This window comes from Vibrio tubiashii, assembly GCF_028551255.1.
Classification (GTDB): domain Bacteria; phylum Pseudomonadota; class Gammaproteobacteria; order Enterobacterales; family Vibrionaceae; genus Vibrio; species Vibrio tubiashii_B.
In genome coordinates this window covers 2,633,630-2,648,849 of record NZ_CP117029.1, presented here as the reverse complement: position 1 = coordinate 2,648,849, position 15,220 = coordinate 2,633,630, and the positions used below count along the sequence as shown (strand labels likewise).

The 15,220-nt window shown below is 45.2% G+C and carries 9 protein-coding genes; 6 read left to right on the top strand and 3 right to left on the bottom strand.

Annotation, left to right across the window (positions count from 1 at the left end):
* Positions 1-320 precede the first annotated feature (320 nt).
* Positions 321-1,790 (bottom strand): glutamate synthase subunit beta, encoded by a 1,470-nt coding sequence (locus tag LYZ37_RS12140; protein WP_272785646.1) that lies wholly within the window; start codon positions 1,788-1,790, stop codon positions 321-323.
* Positions 1,790-6,337 carry a glutamate synthase large subunit gene (gltB, locus tag LYZ37_RS12135; protein ID WP_272785645.1) on the bottom strand — a complete coding sequence of 1,516 codons (4,548 nt, stop codon included), beginning with the start codon at positions 6,335-6,337 and terminating at the stop codon, positions 1,790-1,792. The genes LYZ37_RS12140 and gltB overlap by 1 nt, the downstream gene beginning before the upstream one ends.
* 532 nt (positions 6,338-6,869) lie before the next feature.
* Between gltB and LYZ37_RS12130 the strand changes: the two genes are divergently transcribed.
* The 4 genes from LYZ37_RS12130 (at position 6,870) to LYZ37_RS12115 (ending at position 12,522) form a co-directional block, all read left to right on the top strand.
* Positions 6,870-7,817 carry a TIGR01212 family radical SAM protein gene (locus tag LYZ37_RS12130; protein WP_272785644.1) on the top strand — a complete coding sequence of 316 codons (948 nt, stop codon included), beginning with the start codon at positions 6,870-6,872 and terminating at the stop codon, positions 7,815-7,817.
* 63 nt (positions 7,818-7,880) lie between these two features.
* Entirely contained in the window at positions 7,881-9,629 is a 1,749-nt protein-coding gene (locus LYZ37_RS12125; protein WP_272785643.1) for a diguanylate cyclase domain-containing protein, read from the top strand.
* A gap of 83 nt (positions 9,630-9,712) precedes the next feature.
* A complete protein-coding gene (arcB, locus tag LYZ37_RS12120) occupies positions 9,713-12,058 on the top strand; it encodes an aerobic respiration two-component sensor histidine kinase ArcB (protein WP_272785642.1) in 2,346 nt (781 codons plus the stop codon).
* A gap of 17 nt (positions 12,059-12,075) precedes the next feature.
* Entirely contained in the window at positions 12,076-12,522 is a 447-nt protein-coding gene (locus tag LYZ37_RS12115) for a hypothetical protein (protein WP_272785641.1), read from the top strand.
* A gap of 76 nt (positions 12,523-12,598) precedes the next feature.
* On the opposite strand, the gene tolC is transcribed toward LYZ37_RS12115, so the two are convergent.
* Positions 12,599-13,924, bottom strand: a complete 1,326-nt coding sequence (tolC, locus tag LYZ37_RS12110; protein ID WP_272785640.1) for an outer membrane channel protein TolC — start codon at positions 13,922-13,924, stop codon at positions 12,599-12,601.
* A 232-nt stretch (positions 13,925-14,156) separates the two neighbouring features.
* On the opposite strand from tolC, the gene nudF reads away from it, so the two are divergent.
* Both nudF and LYZ37_RS12100 read left to right on the top strand, forming a co-directional pair.
* Entirely contained in the window at positions 14,157-14,786 is a 630-nt protein-coding gene (nudF, locus tag LYZ37_RS12105; RefSeq protein WP_171381856.1) for an ADP-ribose diphosphatase, read from the top strand.
* Positions 14,774-15,214 carry a DUF1249 family protein gene (locus LYZ37_RS12100; RefSeq protein ID WP_004744981.1) on the top strand — a complete coding sequence of 147 codons (441 nt, stop codon included), beginning with the start codon at positions 14,774-14,776 and terminating at the stop codon, positions 15,212-15,214. The genes nudF and LYZ37_RS12100 overlap by 13 nt, the downstream gene beginning before the upstream one ends.
* The last annotated feature ends 6 nt before the right edge of the window (positions 15,215-15,220 follow it).

The window sequence follows — 15,220 nt, the reverse complement described above, 5'->3', positions numbered from 1 at the left end:
CAGTAAATATTCTTAAAATATTTAACAAAATTGGACGAATTCATTTTCATCGACTTCACAACGTATAGGTTATTGTAAAAAAGGTCAAGTTCTTGGTGGAATATCACGTCAATATGCGATTTACCACTGAATGCGCTGTAATAACCTATATAATTCAGAAGCTTAAGGTTTTTATTGTTACAATTTTGCAACAAAGGGTGTTTTGGGAAAATAAAAAAGACCAGCACAATGTACTGGTCAATCGGAAAAGTTTGGAAGGAATGATTGTTTATGCTTAACCACCTAGAATCTACTAAATGAGCTTCTTAGGTGGCTAATCATTATGCTGAGAGCATCAGTGAGTCTGCTTTTGCTTCAAGATTCGAATTACCCATTAGGTAATCATCAATCGCAATTGCACATTCACGTCCCTCATTGATGCAACGTACTACCAGAGACTGGCCTGTACGCATATCACCGGCTGCAAAGACACCTTTCTGGTTGGTTGCAAAGCCTTCAGTTGCTACGTTACCGCGCTCATCAAGTTTGATATCAAGTTGAGCAAGTACACCTGTTGGTTCTGGGTGTAAGAAGCCCATGGCTAGGAAGGCCATATCACATGGGATAACACGCTCCGAGTTTGCTACTTCTTCAAAAGTAGGGCGCTCACCTGGTGCTGCATCTTTCCATACGATATCAGCGATGCGTAGACCTGTTACCTGACCGTCATCGTTACCGATGAACTCTTTAGTCAGAATGTTCCAGTGACGATCACAACCTTCTTCGTGAGAAGTGGTTGTTTTCATGATCATTGGGTATTGAGGCCAAGGCATGTTCGCTGGGCGCTTTTCTGGTGGGATCGGCATGATCTCAACCTGAGTAACGCTCGCGGCTTTATGGCGATTAGAGGTTCCAACACAGTCAGAACCCGTATCACCACCACCGATAACCACAACATGTTTGTCTTTGGCGTGAATTTCTTCACCTTTAAGATCCATCTCGTTGGCACGGCGGTTGTTTTGGCCTAGGAATTCCATTGCGAAATGAACGCCTTTCAGCTCACGCCCAGGAACCGGGAGATCGCGTGGAACCGTTGAACCACCTGTTAGTAGCACGACATCATATTCCTGACGCAATTGCTGAGCATTGACATCAACACCGATGTGTTGGTTTACTTTGAACTCAACGCCTGCTTCAGCCATTAAATTGATCTTGCGATCAATCACATCCATGCCCAATTTGAAATCAGGGATACCGAAGCGTAGTAGACCACCGACTTTCTCGTCACGTTCAAATACTGTCACTGAGTGACCGGCACTATTGAGCTGCTCGGCAGCCGCAAGACCCGCTGGCCCAGAACCTATGATTGCAATAGTTTTACCTGTGCGAGAACGAGGTGTTTTAGGTTTTGCGTACCCTTCACGATACGCAGTTTCGACAATAGTTTTCTCGATGTTACAGATAGTGATTGGGTCTTGGTTGATACCAAGTACACATGCACTTTCACATGGAGCAGGGCAGACACGACCTGTAAACTCAGGGAAGTTATTAGTAGAACTTAGAATGTTCCACGCTTCTTCCCAGCTATCACGATAAACGGCATCGTTAAATTCTGGAATGATGTTGCCAATCGGACACCCGCTGTGACAGAAAGGAACACCACAGTCCATACAACGAGAAGCCTGAGTATTGATCTTGTCGCCAAACTCTTCGTTTAAAACGAACTCTTTGTTGTCTTCAATACGAACCGATGGGTCGAGCTTCTTTGGAAGCTCGCGACCATGTTCTAAAAATCCAGTAGGCTTACCCATTATACTGCCTCCGCCTGTTCCGTTTGTGCTTGCTCTGCTTCAGCCTTACGCTTTTGAAGTACCGCTTTGTAGTCACGCGGCATGACCTTAACCATAGAGGCTAGGCTTGCTTCAAAGTTGTCTAGGAAAGACTGAGCAACTTCACTTCCTGTGAACTCAACATGCTTAGTAAGCATCTCCTTCAGTAATGCACGATCTTCATCTTCGATTGGATCGAGGTCGACAAGTTCTGGGTTGAGCTTAGTTTCAAAGTCTTCAGACTTGTCCCAAACATAAGCAACACCGCCACTCATACCTGCTGCAAAGTTACGACCTGTTGAGCCAAGGATAACGGCGACACCACCAGTCATGTATTCACAGCCGTGGTCACCGACACCTTCAACAACCACTTTTGCACCCGAGTTACGAACACAGAAACGTTCACCTGCCATACCGCGAATGTAAGACTCGCCTGATGTTGCACCGTAGAAACAAACGTTACCCACTACGATGTTGTCTTCAGCAACGATGGTTGATTTCGCGTCAGGGTAAAGCACAAGCGTACCGCCTGATAAACCTTTACCCCAGTAGTCGTTCGCATCACCTTCCACTTCGAACTTCACGCCCTTAGCTAGGAAGGCTCCGAATGACTGACCAGCAGAACCTGTGAACTTGACGTTCATCGGTTGTGGTAGACCTGTGTCTTTGTAAACCTTAGAGATTTCGTTCGACAGCATGGTACCTGCAGAGCGATCCGTATTGATGATAGGGAATTCAGCGTTAACTGCTTCGCCTTTTTCAAGGGCTGGGATAGCCGCTTGAATCAACTTACGGTCTAGAACTTCTTCTAGGTTGTGGTTTTGCTCTGTTTGGTTGTAGATGCCATCGCCTTCACGTGCTTGCTCAATGTGAAGCACAGGTGATAGGTCTAGGTTCTTGTATTTCCAGTGTTTGATGTCTTCACGAACTTTGAGTTTGTGCGACTGACCAACCATCTCATCGATAGTGCGGTAGCCAAGTTCAGCCATCAATTCACGTAGACCTTCAGCCATGTACTGGAAGAATGTCACTACGTCTTCTACGCGGCCATCAAAGCGCTCACGTAGAGTCTTGTTCTGGGTTGCGATACCAACAGGACAGGTGTTCTTGTGACACTTACGCATCATGATACAACCTTCAACAACCAATGCCGCTGTTGCCACGCCCCATTCTTCAGCACCTAGTAGCGTTGCGACTGCAAGGTCACGAGGTGTTTTCATCTGACCATCAGACTGAACTACGATACGGTTACGTAGACCATTCTTGATGAGAGTTTGGTGCGTTTCTGCTAGACCAAGTTCCCAAGGCAGACCTGTGTGACGGATAGACGACATTGGTGATGCACCAGTACCGCCATCGAAACCAGCGATAAGGACAACGTCTGCTTTCGCTTTCGCTACACCTGAGGCGATGGTACCGACACCGGCTTCCGAAACGAGCTTAACGTTGACACGACCTGAGCGGTTCGCGTTCTTCAAGTCGTAGATTAGCTGAGCCAAATCTTCGATTGAGTAGATATCGTGGTGTGGCGGTGGTGAGATTAGACCGACACCCGGAGTCGAGTGACGTGTTGCACCGATCCAGTCATCAACCTTATCACCTGGTAGCTGGCCACCTTCACCTGGTTTCGCGCCTTGAGCCATCTTGATCTGTAGCTCATCTGCGTTAGTGAGGTAGTAAGAAGTTACACCGAAGCGGCCTGAAGCAACCTGTTTGATTGCTGAGCGTTCCCAATCACCGTTCTCTTTGCGTTCGAAACGTGTTGGATCTTCACCACCTTCACCCGAGTTCGATTTCGCGCCAATGCGGTTCATCGCAACAGCCAGCGTTGAGTGTGCTTCGTACGAGATAGAGCCGAATGACATTGCACCTGTTGCGAAACGCTTAAGGATGTTTTCGATTGGCTCGACTTCTTCTAGCGGGATAGAACCTGCTGGGTTTTTAACAAAGTCTAGCTGGCTACGCAGTGTTGCTGCGTTATCACCTTGGTCATCGACCGCTTTCGCATACTGCTTGAACTGTGCGTAATCTTTATTACGTGTCGATTGTTGTAGTAATGAAATAGTCTCAGGGTTAAACAGGTGTTTTTCACCACGCTGCTTCCACTGATAAACACCACCCACATCAAGCACTTGTACTGGGATTTCACGCGTTGGGAAACCGATACGGTGACGCACTAGTACTTCTTTCGCGATATCGTCAATCGTTAGACCTTGGATACGCGAAACTGTACCTGTGAAGTACTTATCGACAACAGACTTGCTGATACCTAGCGCTTCGAAAATCTGTGCACCATGGTAAGACTGCAGCGTTGAGATACCCATCTTCGAGAAGATCTTCAGTAGACCGCCGTTGATAGACTTACGGTAGTTCTCAAATAGGTCACGAATATTGGTTTCAGGATCAAGCTTCTTAGTACGCTGCAGTTCAACCATAGTTTCGATAACTAGGTATGGGTTGACTGCGTTTGCACCGTAACCAACTAATGTTGCAAAGTGGTGCGTTTCACGTGCGTCACCTGTCTCAACCACGATGTCACACTTGGCACGTAGACCTTTACGGATCAGGTGGTGGTGAACAGCGCCAACCGCCAGCATAGCTGGAATTGCGGCATGGTTAGAGTTAACTGCACGGTCTGTCAGAAGGATGATTGAGTAACCATCGATGACGGCATCTTCTGCATACTGACAGATACGCTTAAGTGCGCGCTCTAGCTTGCCTTCGTCTTCGCTTGCTTGGAATACGATGTCTAGCGTCTTGGCTTGCAGGTGCTCGTTATCGATTGCACGTAGTTTCTCTAGCTCAGAGTTAGAGAGAACTGGAGACTCAAGCTCTACTTTTTGACAGTGCTCTGGTGACTCAGCAAGTAGGTTCTGATCTTTACCTAGGTAAGTGTTCAAAGACATAACCATACGCTCACGAATCGGGTCGATTGGCGGGTTAGTTACCTGAGCAAATAGTTGTTTAAAGTAGTTTGATAGATGTTGTGACTGGTGCGAAAGAATCGCTAACGGCCAGTCGGCACCCATTGCAGAAAGTGGCTCTTTGCCATCTTTCGCCATCGGTACGATGATCTCGTTAACTTCTTCAGAACTCACGCCAAATGCTTGTTGCTTGTGCAGTAGCTTCTCTGGCGATGGTTGGTTGAATTCGTTGCTTGCATCAGGCAGCTTCTTCAAGCTCAGTAGGTTTTCTTCAACCCACTTTTCGTAAGGCTGTGCCGACGCAATACCATCTTTCACTTCTTCATCAGAAATGATGCGACCTTGTTCTAGGTCAGCAACGAAGATACGACCTGGCTGAAGACGACCACGGAACTCAACGTTCTCTGGCTCAATCTCAACCACGCCAGACTCAGAAGCCATCACTAGGAAGTCATCTTTAGTCACAGTGTAGCGAGATGGGCGCAGACCGTTACGGTCCAGTGTTGCACCAACTTGTACACCATCGGTGAAACAGACTGAAGCTGGGCCATCCCAAGGTTCCATCACGTTAGCGTGATATTGATAGAACGCGCGACGTGTTGGATCCATGTTTTTGTTTTCTTGCCATGCTTCAGGGATCATCATCATTAGCGCATGTGGCAGGCTGCGACCAGATAGAACTAGGAGCTCAAGTGCCATATCGAAGTTAGATGAATCCGAGCTACCTTCCTGACAGATAGGCAGTAGCATGTCGATCTCGGCCTGAGTGAACAGGTCAGATTCAATGATTGCTTCACGAGCTTTCATCCAGTTCAGGTTACCGCGAACTGTGTTGATTTCACCGTTGTGAGCAATGTAACGGAAAGGCTGTGCTAGACGCCATTTCGGGAATGTATTGGTAGAGAAACGAGAGTGAACCAGTGCCAGTGCGCTGACCATGGTTGGGTTCTGTAGATCTAGGAAGTACTGAGGTACTTGTTCCGTGGTTAGCTGACCCTTGTACACCACTGTCTTGTATGACATAGAGTTGATGTAGAAGTCATCGCCAATGTTAGAAACGCTTTCTAGACATACGCGAACTGTGTAGTTTCGCAGTACGTAAAGCTTACGCTCTAGTTCTTCAGGTGTGATACCTGGACCGCCAGAGACAAACACATGCTCAAACTGAGGCTCGGTGCTTAGAGGGTCCGCGCCGATCATTGAGTTGTCAGTAGGTAGAACGCGGTAGCCAATAACGTCTAGCTCTAGACGCTTTGCATTACGTTCTAAAATATCGCGACATTGTGCGCGTTTGTGTTCATCTTTAGGGAAAAGTACAACACCGACACCGTATTTCTCAAAAGAAGGCAGCTTGATACCAAGCTTTACTGCTTCTTCTAACAGAAATTCATGGGGCTTTTGCAATAAGATACCTGCACCGTCACCACTACATGGGTCACAACCTTGACCACCGCGGTGTTCCATACGGGCTAGCATATCCAGTGCCTGAGTAACTACTTCGTGTGATTTACGGTTTTTAAGGTGAGCAACAAAACCGATACCACAAGCGTCATGCTCCAGTTCCGGAGTATATAGACCTTGGGCATTTTGCTCTCTATCTACCATAGATACATCCTTCCAGTTCAGTAGGCGCAAATGTGCTAGTCGAAACTAGTTCTACGTCCTGTCCTTTATAGTTTTGATTCGAAGTCAGCCTAGGTTGGCGACTTTGATTCCTTTCCGTATCTCGCAGAAAAATATTGCGAGAAAAACAATCCTTGGTGGAATCCCGTTTTTTAGTATCACAATCTAGTGATTTATATAGGTGGGAGTGGGATAACACCGACGTTTCACCGAGTTTTTATGTAAGTAAAATCACAAAAAACAGCGAAATCTGTAAGTATCCTACAATTTAGTAAGGATGAAATGCAATCAAAACTCGATGCTGTTGCCCACTTTTTTTGGGTTATAAATGAATATTATGTTTAACTTTTGCGTAACAATCTGGCTGAGGCACGTTATTTTTGCATGTTTATTGATATTGATTAATGCTTCGCCTGTTTGAAATCGCTACCTTTCCTCCTCTATTTTTTTCAGAATTGTAATTTAATTACATAGATCTTAATGAGATTCATTTCGATCTAATAAGAGGTTAGTCATGCAGCTTCACGAGTTGGTCAACACCATAGGGCAAGACCTTCAGCGCCGTTATGGAGAAAAAGTCCATAAGCTTACGTTACATGGTGGATTTAGTTGCCCAAATCGAGATGGAACGATTGGTCGTGGCGGCTGTACTTTCTGTAATGTTGCTTCTTTTGCAGATGAAGAAGCGCAGATCAAAAGCATTCATGAACAGTTAACCGATAGAGCGGGAGAAATTGTTCGTGCCAAGCGCTATCTCGCCTATTTCCAAGCCTATACCAGTACATACGCTGAAGTTCAGGTGCTTAAGAACATGTACGAAGAAGCACTTAAAGCGGCTGATATTGTCGGACTTTGTGTCGGTACTCGACCTGACTGTGTGCCAGATGCTGTGTTGGAATTACTATCTAGCTACGTAGAGCAGGGGTATGAGATATGGCTTGAGCTTGGACTGCAAACCGCCAACAACCAAACCTTAAAACGCATTAATCGCGGTCATGATTTTAAGTGTTATGCTGAAATTACTCAGCGTGCGCGCGAGCTTGGTATTAAAGTTTGTACTCACCTTATTGTTGGATTGCCCAAAGAAACGCGTGAAGACAATATCGAGACGCTGAACAAGGTGCTTGACGTGGGAACCGATGGAATCAAGCTCCATGGGCTGCACATCGTTGAAGGTAGCACCATGGCTAAAGCGTGGAAAGCGGGTAAATTGGATGCGCCAGAACTTGAAGAGTATGTCGCTATCGCGAGTGAAATGATCCGCATGACTCCTCCAGAGGTGGTTTACCATCGAGTCTCTTCTGCTGCTCGTAGGCCGACTTTACTCGCCCCGCTTTGGTGTGAGAATCGCTGGCTAGCAATGACAGAAATTGGCCGAGCACTTAATCGTCAAGGTGCACAAGGGTCTTTGTTAAATCAACCCTTTATATATACAAAACCAATATTAAAGGCTGATAATTAAGCAATAAGCTGATATCTTTTATACACTTACAAAAGCGTGTCAAAGATAGGTTCGAGAAGCTGAATGGAGCAAGTATTAGTTTGGTTGTGGGACACCTCCCATGGGCATGGATTTGATCTTGTTGTCATTCTGCTCTCAATTGTTGCGGTCGTGTTTTTTTATACCCGCAGCCAAATACATTTAGTCCAGCTTTTAAAAGACAATCCTACCGCCTTAATTATTGTCGACAGTAAAACTGGCGAACTTAAGTTAGCCAACGTAGCTGCAAATAAAGTCTTGGGCGTACGTAAGGTGGGTAAGAGTTATATGTTGCCTGAAATGGTGACACCTCAATTCGTCCTGTCCATCTTTTCTCCTATCACTGAAAATGCTTTCAAAGAGCAAAAACTAAGTTGGCCGATTTCACAAAGCCGTATCATTAAGTTAAAAGTCAGCGGTCGTAAAACCACTTACCGTCGACGAACTATGTGGTTACTCTACTTTACTCCCTCTCAAGTGACGGATCTTGAACTGAAGCGCGAGGTCGACTCACTTTCAATGATCAAAAGCGCATTCGATAATTTGTCGGAATTGGTGTTTATCAAAAATAACCAAGGTGAAATTATTTCTAGTAATCGCGCCTTTCAACGTTTCTGGAACAACAGGGAAGAGGAAGGGGCGGCAGATATCCAGAGTGTCATTAAAGGCAGGGCCAGCAAACGCCGTTGGACAACCAATCCTGATGGAAGAAGCTGCCTGTTAGAAAGCTACCAAAGGGTATTGATCTCTTCAGATGGGGAGAAGATAGGTACCTTGGGAATTAGCCATGATGTTACGGATTGGCACGATATGCAGCAAAATTTACGCGATGAAATGGAGAAGCGTAAAGACACAGAAGTGGCGCTTGCACAAAGAGATACCATATTGCAGAACATCCTAGAATCGAGCCCAGACTCAATCGGGATTTTTAATGAGAATATGGTTTATCAAGCGTGTAACCCACCTTTTGTTAAAGCGTTAGGCATCGCCGATGTTGATGAGTTAATCGGTAAGCGATTGCAAGATGTGATTCCCAATGAAACTTATGCTCGCCTCTCTGAGACAGATAAGAAAGTGTTGTATGAAGGTAAGTCACTACGTTATATCGACCAAGTAATTAGTAGTACAGGGCAATGCATTTGGTATGACGTCGTGAAATCACCTTTTAGAGATCCCGCATCGGGAACCAATGGTGTGCTGGTTATGGCGCGTGACGTCTCCGAGCGTTACCTTGCCGAGCAAAAACTAGAAGAGGCGAACCAAGAGCTTGAAAGGCTAAGTTTTGTTGATGGCTTAACCCAAATCTCTAATCGACGTCGATTTGATGAGCAGCTAGAAACATTGTGGTACCTGCATATTCGTGAGCAGCAGCCTTTAAGCGTGATGTTATGTGATATCGACTATTTTAAAGAGTATAACGATGCGTACGGACACCAAAGTGGTGATGAGGCTTTGATCAAAGTGGCTGAAGTGTTTAGAAAAGTACTGACCCGCTCCAGTGATTGTGTGGCGCGATATGGAGGAGAAGAGTTTGGTTTTATTTTGCCAAACACAACCGTTGAAGGGGCGCTGCTGGTGGCTGAAAAAGTTCATGAGGAAGTGAAAAGCTTAGTGCTTGAACATCACTCTTCCAAAGTTTCAGATTTAGTGACGATAAGTATTGGCTTGGTATCCATCATTCCTCAACGTTTGGATCATAGTGACTCAATCGTCGCTTTGGCTGACAGCGCATTGTATCAAGCGAAAGCGGATGGCCGTAACCAAACCTGTGTGCATCACACATCCGAGAATTAAGTTTTTCTTATTTAAGGATTCTTTTAGCTGTCGTTTATGAAAACAGGTAGTATTTAGTCATATGTTTTCGTGCGGAGCTCTCAATGAAGCCGATTAAAAATCTTGCCCAATACTATGTCGATCTACTGGTTAAGTTGGGCATCCTCCGTTTCTCTATTCTTCTCGCTCTTGCTCTCGTTGCTCTCGCTGTTGTGGTGCAGGTTGGTATTACCCTAGTCTTGAGTGGTCATGTCGATGATATTGATATTGTTCGCTCAGTATTCTTCGGCCTTCTGATTACCCCTTGGGCGGTTTATTTCTTATCTGTGGTCGTTGATCAACTGGAAGAGTCACGTCAACGACTTTCAAAGTTAGTGTCTAAGCTCAAAGACATGCGCTCGCGTGACCAAGAGCTCAACAATAAGCTGCAGCAAAATATCACTAAGCTCAATCAAGAGATCGAAGAAAGGATCAAGGCGGAAGAAGCTCGCGAAGAAGCGATGAAAGATCTTGAGAATGAGGTCTATCAGCGTGAAAAAACTCAAGTCGAGCTTGCAGAAAGAACCGCACTGCTGCGCTCATTTATTGATGCCTCTCCCGATCTTATTTACTACCGTAATGCTGAGGGTGTTTTCTCCGGTTGTAACCGCGCAATGGAAGAGTTGACCGGCAAGAAAGAGAGTCAGCTGGTGGGCTTAACTCCTTGGGATGTCTACAGCAAAGAGGTCGCGCAGCAAATTGTCGATACTGACCAAAAGGTCTTCTCCGACAACCAAGCCCTTACGTATGAACAGTGGCTTGAGTATCCAGATGGTCGCCGTAACTACTTCGAGTTGCGTAAGGTGCCGTTTTACAGCAAAGATGGTCGACACTTAGGGCTAGTTGGTTTTGGTCGTGATATTACCGAGCGTAAGCGTCATGAAGAGTCGCTTGAAAAGGCGAGCCGTGATAAGACAACCTTTATTTCTACAATCAGTCACGAGCTAAGAACGCCGCTCAACGGCATTGTTGGTTTAAGCCGCATGCTACTTGATACTCAGTTGACTGCCGAGCAGCGCAATCATATGCAAACGATCAATGTCAGTGCGATTACGCTAGGTAACATTTTCAATGACATTATCGATATGGATAAATTCGATCGCCGTAAGCTAGAGCTTTTCCCTGCGGCGCTGAACTTCGAAGAGTTTGTCGCTGAAATGGAGAGTATTTCCGCACTTATGGCGTCGCAAAAAGGGCTGCGATTTGATCTTGAGCGCTTGAGCGAACTGCCGACCGCGATTGAGGTTGATGCGACCCGTTTGCGCCAGGTGCTATGGAACTTGATCAGCAACGCGATGAAATTTACTAAAGAAGGTGGCGTTGTGATGACGGTCAGCTCTGAAGTGGATGAAGAGTATGCCCATATCACGATGGAAATCGAGGACAGTGGGATTGGTATCCCAGATGCTGAACTGGATAAGATCTTCGCGATGTACTATCAGGTGAAATCAGGCAAAGATAATCTTCATGCGGTTGGAACGGGGATTGGTTTAGCGGTTTCGAAACAGCTTATCAATATGATGAATGGTGACATTACCGTTTCAAGTGAAGAAGGCTTTGGCAGTACCTTCACCGTCACGATTCGAGTGCCACTGGCAGAAAGCGAACAACCTACTGTGGATGTCGTCAATCAGTCGCAAGAGCTGAATATCTTTATGGTCGAGGATATTGAACTCAATATTACCGTTGCTCGCTCATTACTTGAGAGTATGGGGCATGAAGTTTCCGTGGCGATGAATGGCGCTGAAGCGATGGAGATGTTCGACCCTGAAATCTATGACTTAGTGTTCCTTGATATTCAGCTACCAGATATGACAGGTTTCGATATTGCTGAGTACTTCAGACGTACCTATTCTGATTTACCGCCACTGGTTGCTCTAACGGCCAATGTGCTGAAAAACAAACGAGAATACCTTGATAGAGGAATGGACGATGCTATCAGTAAGCCGCTTTCGGTGACTGCGGTTCAGGACGTGTTAGCCAAATTTACTCAGCAAGAGGTGGCAGATAAGGTCGCTGAAGTTGTGATTGAAGAGCCTGTTATTGAGGGAGGCGAGATCTACTCTCGCGTACTTGACCTTGATATGCTTGAGTCGTATGTCGGCATTGTCGGTTCTCTGCCTGTACTGGATAGCATCACTATGTTTGAAGAGATGATGCCTGACTATCTGCAAGTTCTCGACTCAAACATGATCGCTAAGCATCAAGAAGGCATTGTGTCTGAAGCGCATAAGATTAAAGGTGCGGCAGGCTCTATTGGATTAAAGCACATTCAAAGCGTCGCTCAGAAAGCACAATCACCAGATTTACCTGCTTGGTGGGAAAATATTGATGATTGGGTTGAAGAAATGAAGAATGAATATAAAAATGATATTCAAATACTTAAAGAATGGTTAGGACAACAGTCGTAACGTCAGAGGTGAAAGAGATGAAAAAATTAGCATTGGTGTCATTAAGTGCCGCTCTACTAGCAGGTTGTGCTTCAGAGCCAGTTGGGTGGGAACAAGACAATCAAGTTGTTATTTCTGAGGCGACTGTATCGCTGAAAAGTAACCTTTGGCTGAATAAAATGCCAACTATCGGTGAGGTTCAAGACAACACCCTACATGGGGCTCTGTATCTTGAGTCTGATAAAACCCTTCCGGCTGAGCTTGATGTAGAAAGCATCTCTATTCAACAGGGTGAAGAAACGTGGCAGATTGATGGTGATTTACTTGAGCTACGTACACACAATCAAAATCAGTGGGAAGTCGCCTTTGTATGGCAGTTCCCTATTGATGCAGCGAAACCAGTGAATGTTGCTTTAATGCTCAACAATAACGGTCAAGTGGAATGGTTGGTAGAGAAGAACGTCACGATTGATACGGTTTATTAGCGATTAACCTGCCCACAGATAAATAAAAAAGGCTTGATCCACATCGGAACAAGCCTTTTTCATTCAATCAGCTAGATTAGTTGCTTGCTGTCTTTAGACCCGCATTCACATCTAGTACATCTTGCTCGCTCAGAGTACCTACGGCTTGACGTAGCTGCAGTACGCTTAGGATGTAATCGTAACGAGCGTTCGATAGGTTTTTGTTCGCATCGTATAGACGACGAGTTGAGTCTAGAACGTCAACGATAGTACGAGTACCTACATCAAAACCTGCTTCCGTAGCTTCAAGAGCTGACTGCGCAGAAACCACAGTTTGCTCGTAAGCGCGAAGTGCACCGATTGAAGCGCTGATGTTGTTGTTGAATGCGCGAACATCTTTAACAACGCTGCGGTAAGTTTTTTCTAGGTCTTGGCTTGCAGAGACATAGTTAAACTCAGCCTGTTTGGTTAGCGAGGTTGTTGCACCACCAGTGTATAGCGGAACATTTAGGTTTACGCCTACTTTGAAATCATTCGTCGTTGGATCTGAAGAAGTCGCGTTCGATACATCGCTATAGTTGTAACCACCATCGAGAGTTAATTTCGGTAAGTGACCTGAACTTGCGTTAGAGATCTTATCTTTAGCGATATCTTGAGTAATACGCGCTGATAGAAGACTTAGGTTTTTTTCTTCTGCTTCTCTTACTAGTTCATCGATAGCTGCAGATGTTTTCTGTGCTGAGAAACGTGCCGTATCAAGGATATCTAGGTTAGAGTGCTCTTGACCTGTGATTTCACGTAGACCTTCGTAGCTATTGACTAGGCTGTTTTGTGCTAGAACTTCATCGGCTAACACAGAATCGTATTGAGCTTGCGCGTCGTGTACGTCGGTAATTGCAGATAGACCTACTTCAAAACGCTGCTTAGTTTGCTCTAGCTGACGGCCAACCGCTGCTTTTTCTGCTTGCACAAAGACTAGGTTATCTTGTGCGCGTAGTACGTCAAAGTAGGCTGTCGAAACACGTAGAATGAGTGCTTGCTGCGCTGCTGCATAAGAAGCATCGCTCTGACGAGCACTTTTTTCTGCTGTATCTAGCGTAATCCAGCTACTGCGGTCATACAAAGCTTGAGAGAATGTCACACCAGCAGATAGCGCTTCGTTGTCATTATCAATTGTACTGGTTGATTGCTCTGTTTCACCGCGGGTAACGTTGTAGCCAGCAGTTAAATTAATTTGTGGCAATAGAGCTGCACGACTAGAAGTCACTGCTTCAAAGGCTTCATCACGCTTTGCCGCAGCGCTTAGGAGCGTTGGATCGTTCTCTTTTGCTTGATTGTAGATGTCCGTCAGAGTGTCAGCGAAAGCGCTTGTGCTTAGGCTGCCTAGTGCTGCACTGATAATAAGTGGAAGCAGTTTTTTCATAGGTCCTATTCCTGCCAAATGCGAAAAATATTTGTCTTCAAGAGTTTAACTCAATTGATGGCAATTCACTCAAAAACTTTGCAAAGTTTTACACTTAACTGTCCAGTTGTGCAATAAAAATAATTCATCAATTTAACTTAAACTATAAAAATTGTATAAAAAGTTGAGCCATGTCCTTGGAAGTTAAGCTTTTGTCTGCGTAAACTATAAGATTCACTCAGAGAGGTGCCAAATGCAACAGTCTGACAACCAACATCAGCAGTTTACTCCCCAAGATGTGGAAATAATCTCAAAAGAAACACTGTTTCAGGGTTTTTTTAGAATGATTAAGTATCGCTTCAAGCATAAGCTGTTTGAAGGCGGGTGGAGTGAGCCGATAGAGCGCGAAATGTTCGAGCGTGGACATGCTGCTGCAATGTTGCCTTATGATCCCATTCGGGATCAGGTTGTCATTATTGAACAAATTCGTGTTGGTGCTTTAGAGCACCGCAGCCCATGGCAGTTAGAAATTGTCGCAGGCATGATAGATAAAGGCGAAGAGGCCGAGGACGTTGTAAGGCGCGAAGCCGTAGAAGAAGCGGGCATTGAAGTAGGGAAACTAGAAAAAGTGACCTCTTACTACCCATCTTCGGGCGGCTGCTCTGAAAAATTAGATGTTTTTGTTGGTCAAGTGGATGCGAGTACAGCGTATGGCGTTCATGGTTTAGACTATGAAGGGGAAGATATTCGTGTACACGTTATTTCCCGCCAACAAGCGTATCAATGGGTAGTAGAAGGAAAATTTGAAAATGGTGCCTCTATCATTGCGTTGCAGTGGCTAGAGTTAAACCATCACAGATTACAGGAACAATGGCACAAGTAGCATTAAAGAAACCGTATCATGTTGATCTTGCTGATTTGATGCGGACTTACGAAACAAATTACGCCAAGCTTAACGCTTTGTTGCCCAATCAACCGAGTGTGGGTGATGTACGCTGCTATCAAGCTGCTTATTTGACCTATCAGATTCAAGTGGTTGAAGTCACAAAGTACACAACTTTGGTCGATATTTGTCAAAGCGATGACGTTCCAGTGTTTCCATTGCCGACAATGTCTGTCAGGCTCTACCACGATGCTCGCGTAGCAGAAGTCTCTGCTTGTGACCATTTGAAACGTGTCAATGCCCGATATGATTACCCGAACGATAAAATGCTACAACAAGATGAGAAGGTGCAACTTAACCGCTTTTTAGGCGATTGGCTTTCATTTTGTTTAAAGCAGGGTATTAGCCGCACTCCATTGAATATTTAGGTTTTT

What these genes read in the sequence shown, in the direction of transcription:
- LYZ37_RS12115 (WP_272785641.1), top strand. Translation starts at nt 12,076, where the DNA reads ATGAAAAAATTAGCATTGGTGTCATTAAGTGCCGCTCTACTAGCAGGT.
- LYZ37_RS12100 (WP_004744981.1), top strand. Translation starts at nt 14,774, where the DNA reads ATGGCACAAGTAGCATTAAAGAAACCGTATCATGTTGATCTTGCTGAT.
- nudF (WP_171381856.1), top strand. Translation starts at nt 14,157, where the DNA reads ATGCAACAGTCTGACAACCAACATCAGCAGTTTACTCCCCAAGATGTG.
- LYZ37_RS12130 (WP_272785644.1), top strand. Translation starts at nt 6,870, where the DNA reads ATGCAGCTTCACGAGTTGGTCAACACCATAGGGCAAGACCTTCAGCGC.
- tolC (WP_272785640.1), bottom strand. Translation starts at nt 13,924, where the DNA reads ATGAAAAAACTGCTTCCACTTATTATCAGTGCAGCACTAGGCAGCCTA.
- LYZ37_RS12140 (WP_272785646.1), bottom strand. Translation starts at nt 1,790, where the DNA reads ATGGGTAAGCCTACTGGATTTTTAGAACATGGTCGCGAGCTTCCAAAG.
- arcB (WP_272785642.1), top strand. Translation starts at nt 9,713, where the DNA reads ATGAAGCCGATTAAAAATCTTGCCCAATACTATGTCGATCTACTGGTT.
- LYZ37_RS12125 (WP_272785643.1), top strand. Translation starts at nt 7,881, where the DNA reads ATGGAGCAAGTATTAGTTTGGTTGTGGGACACCTCCCATGGGCATGGA.
- gltB (WP_272785645.1), bottom strand. Translation starts at nt 6,337, where the DNA reads ATGGTAGATAGAGAGCAAAATGCCCAAGGTCTATATACTCCGGAACTG.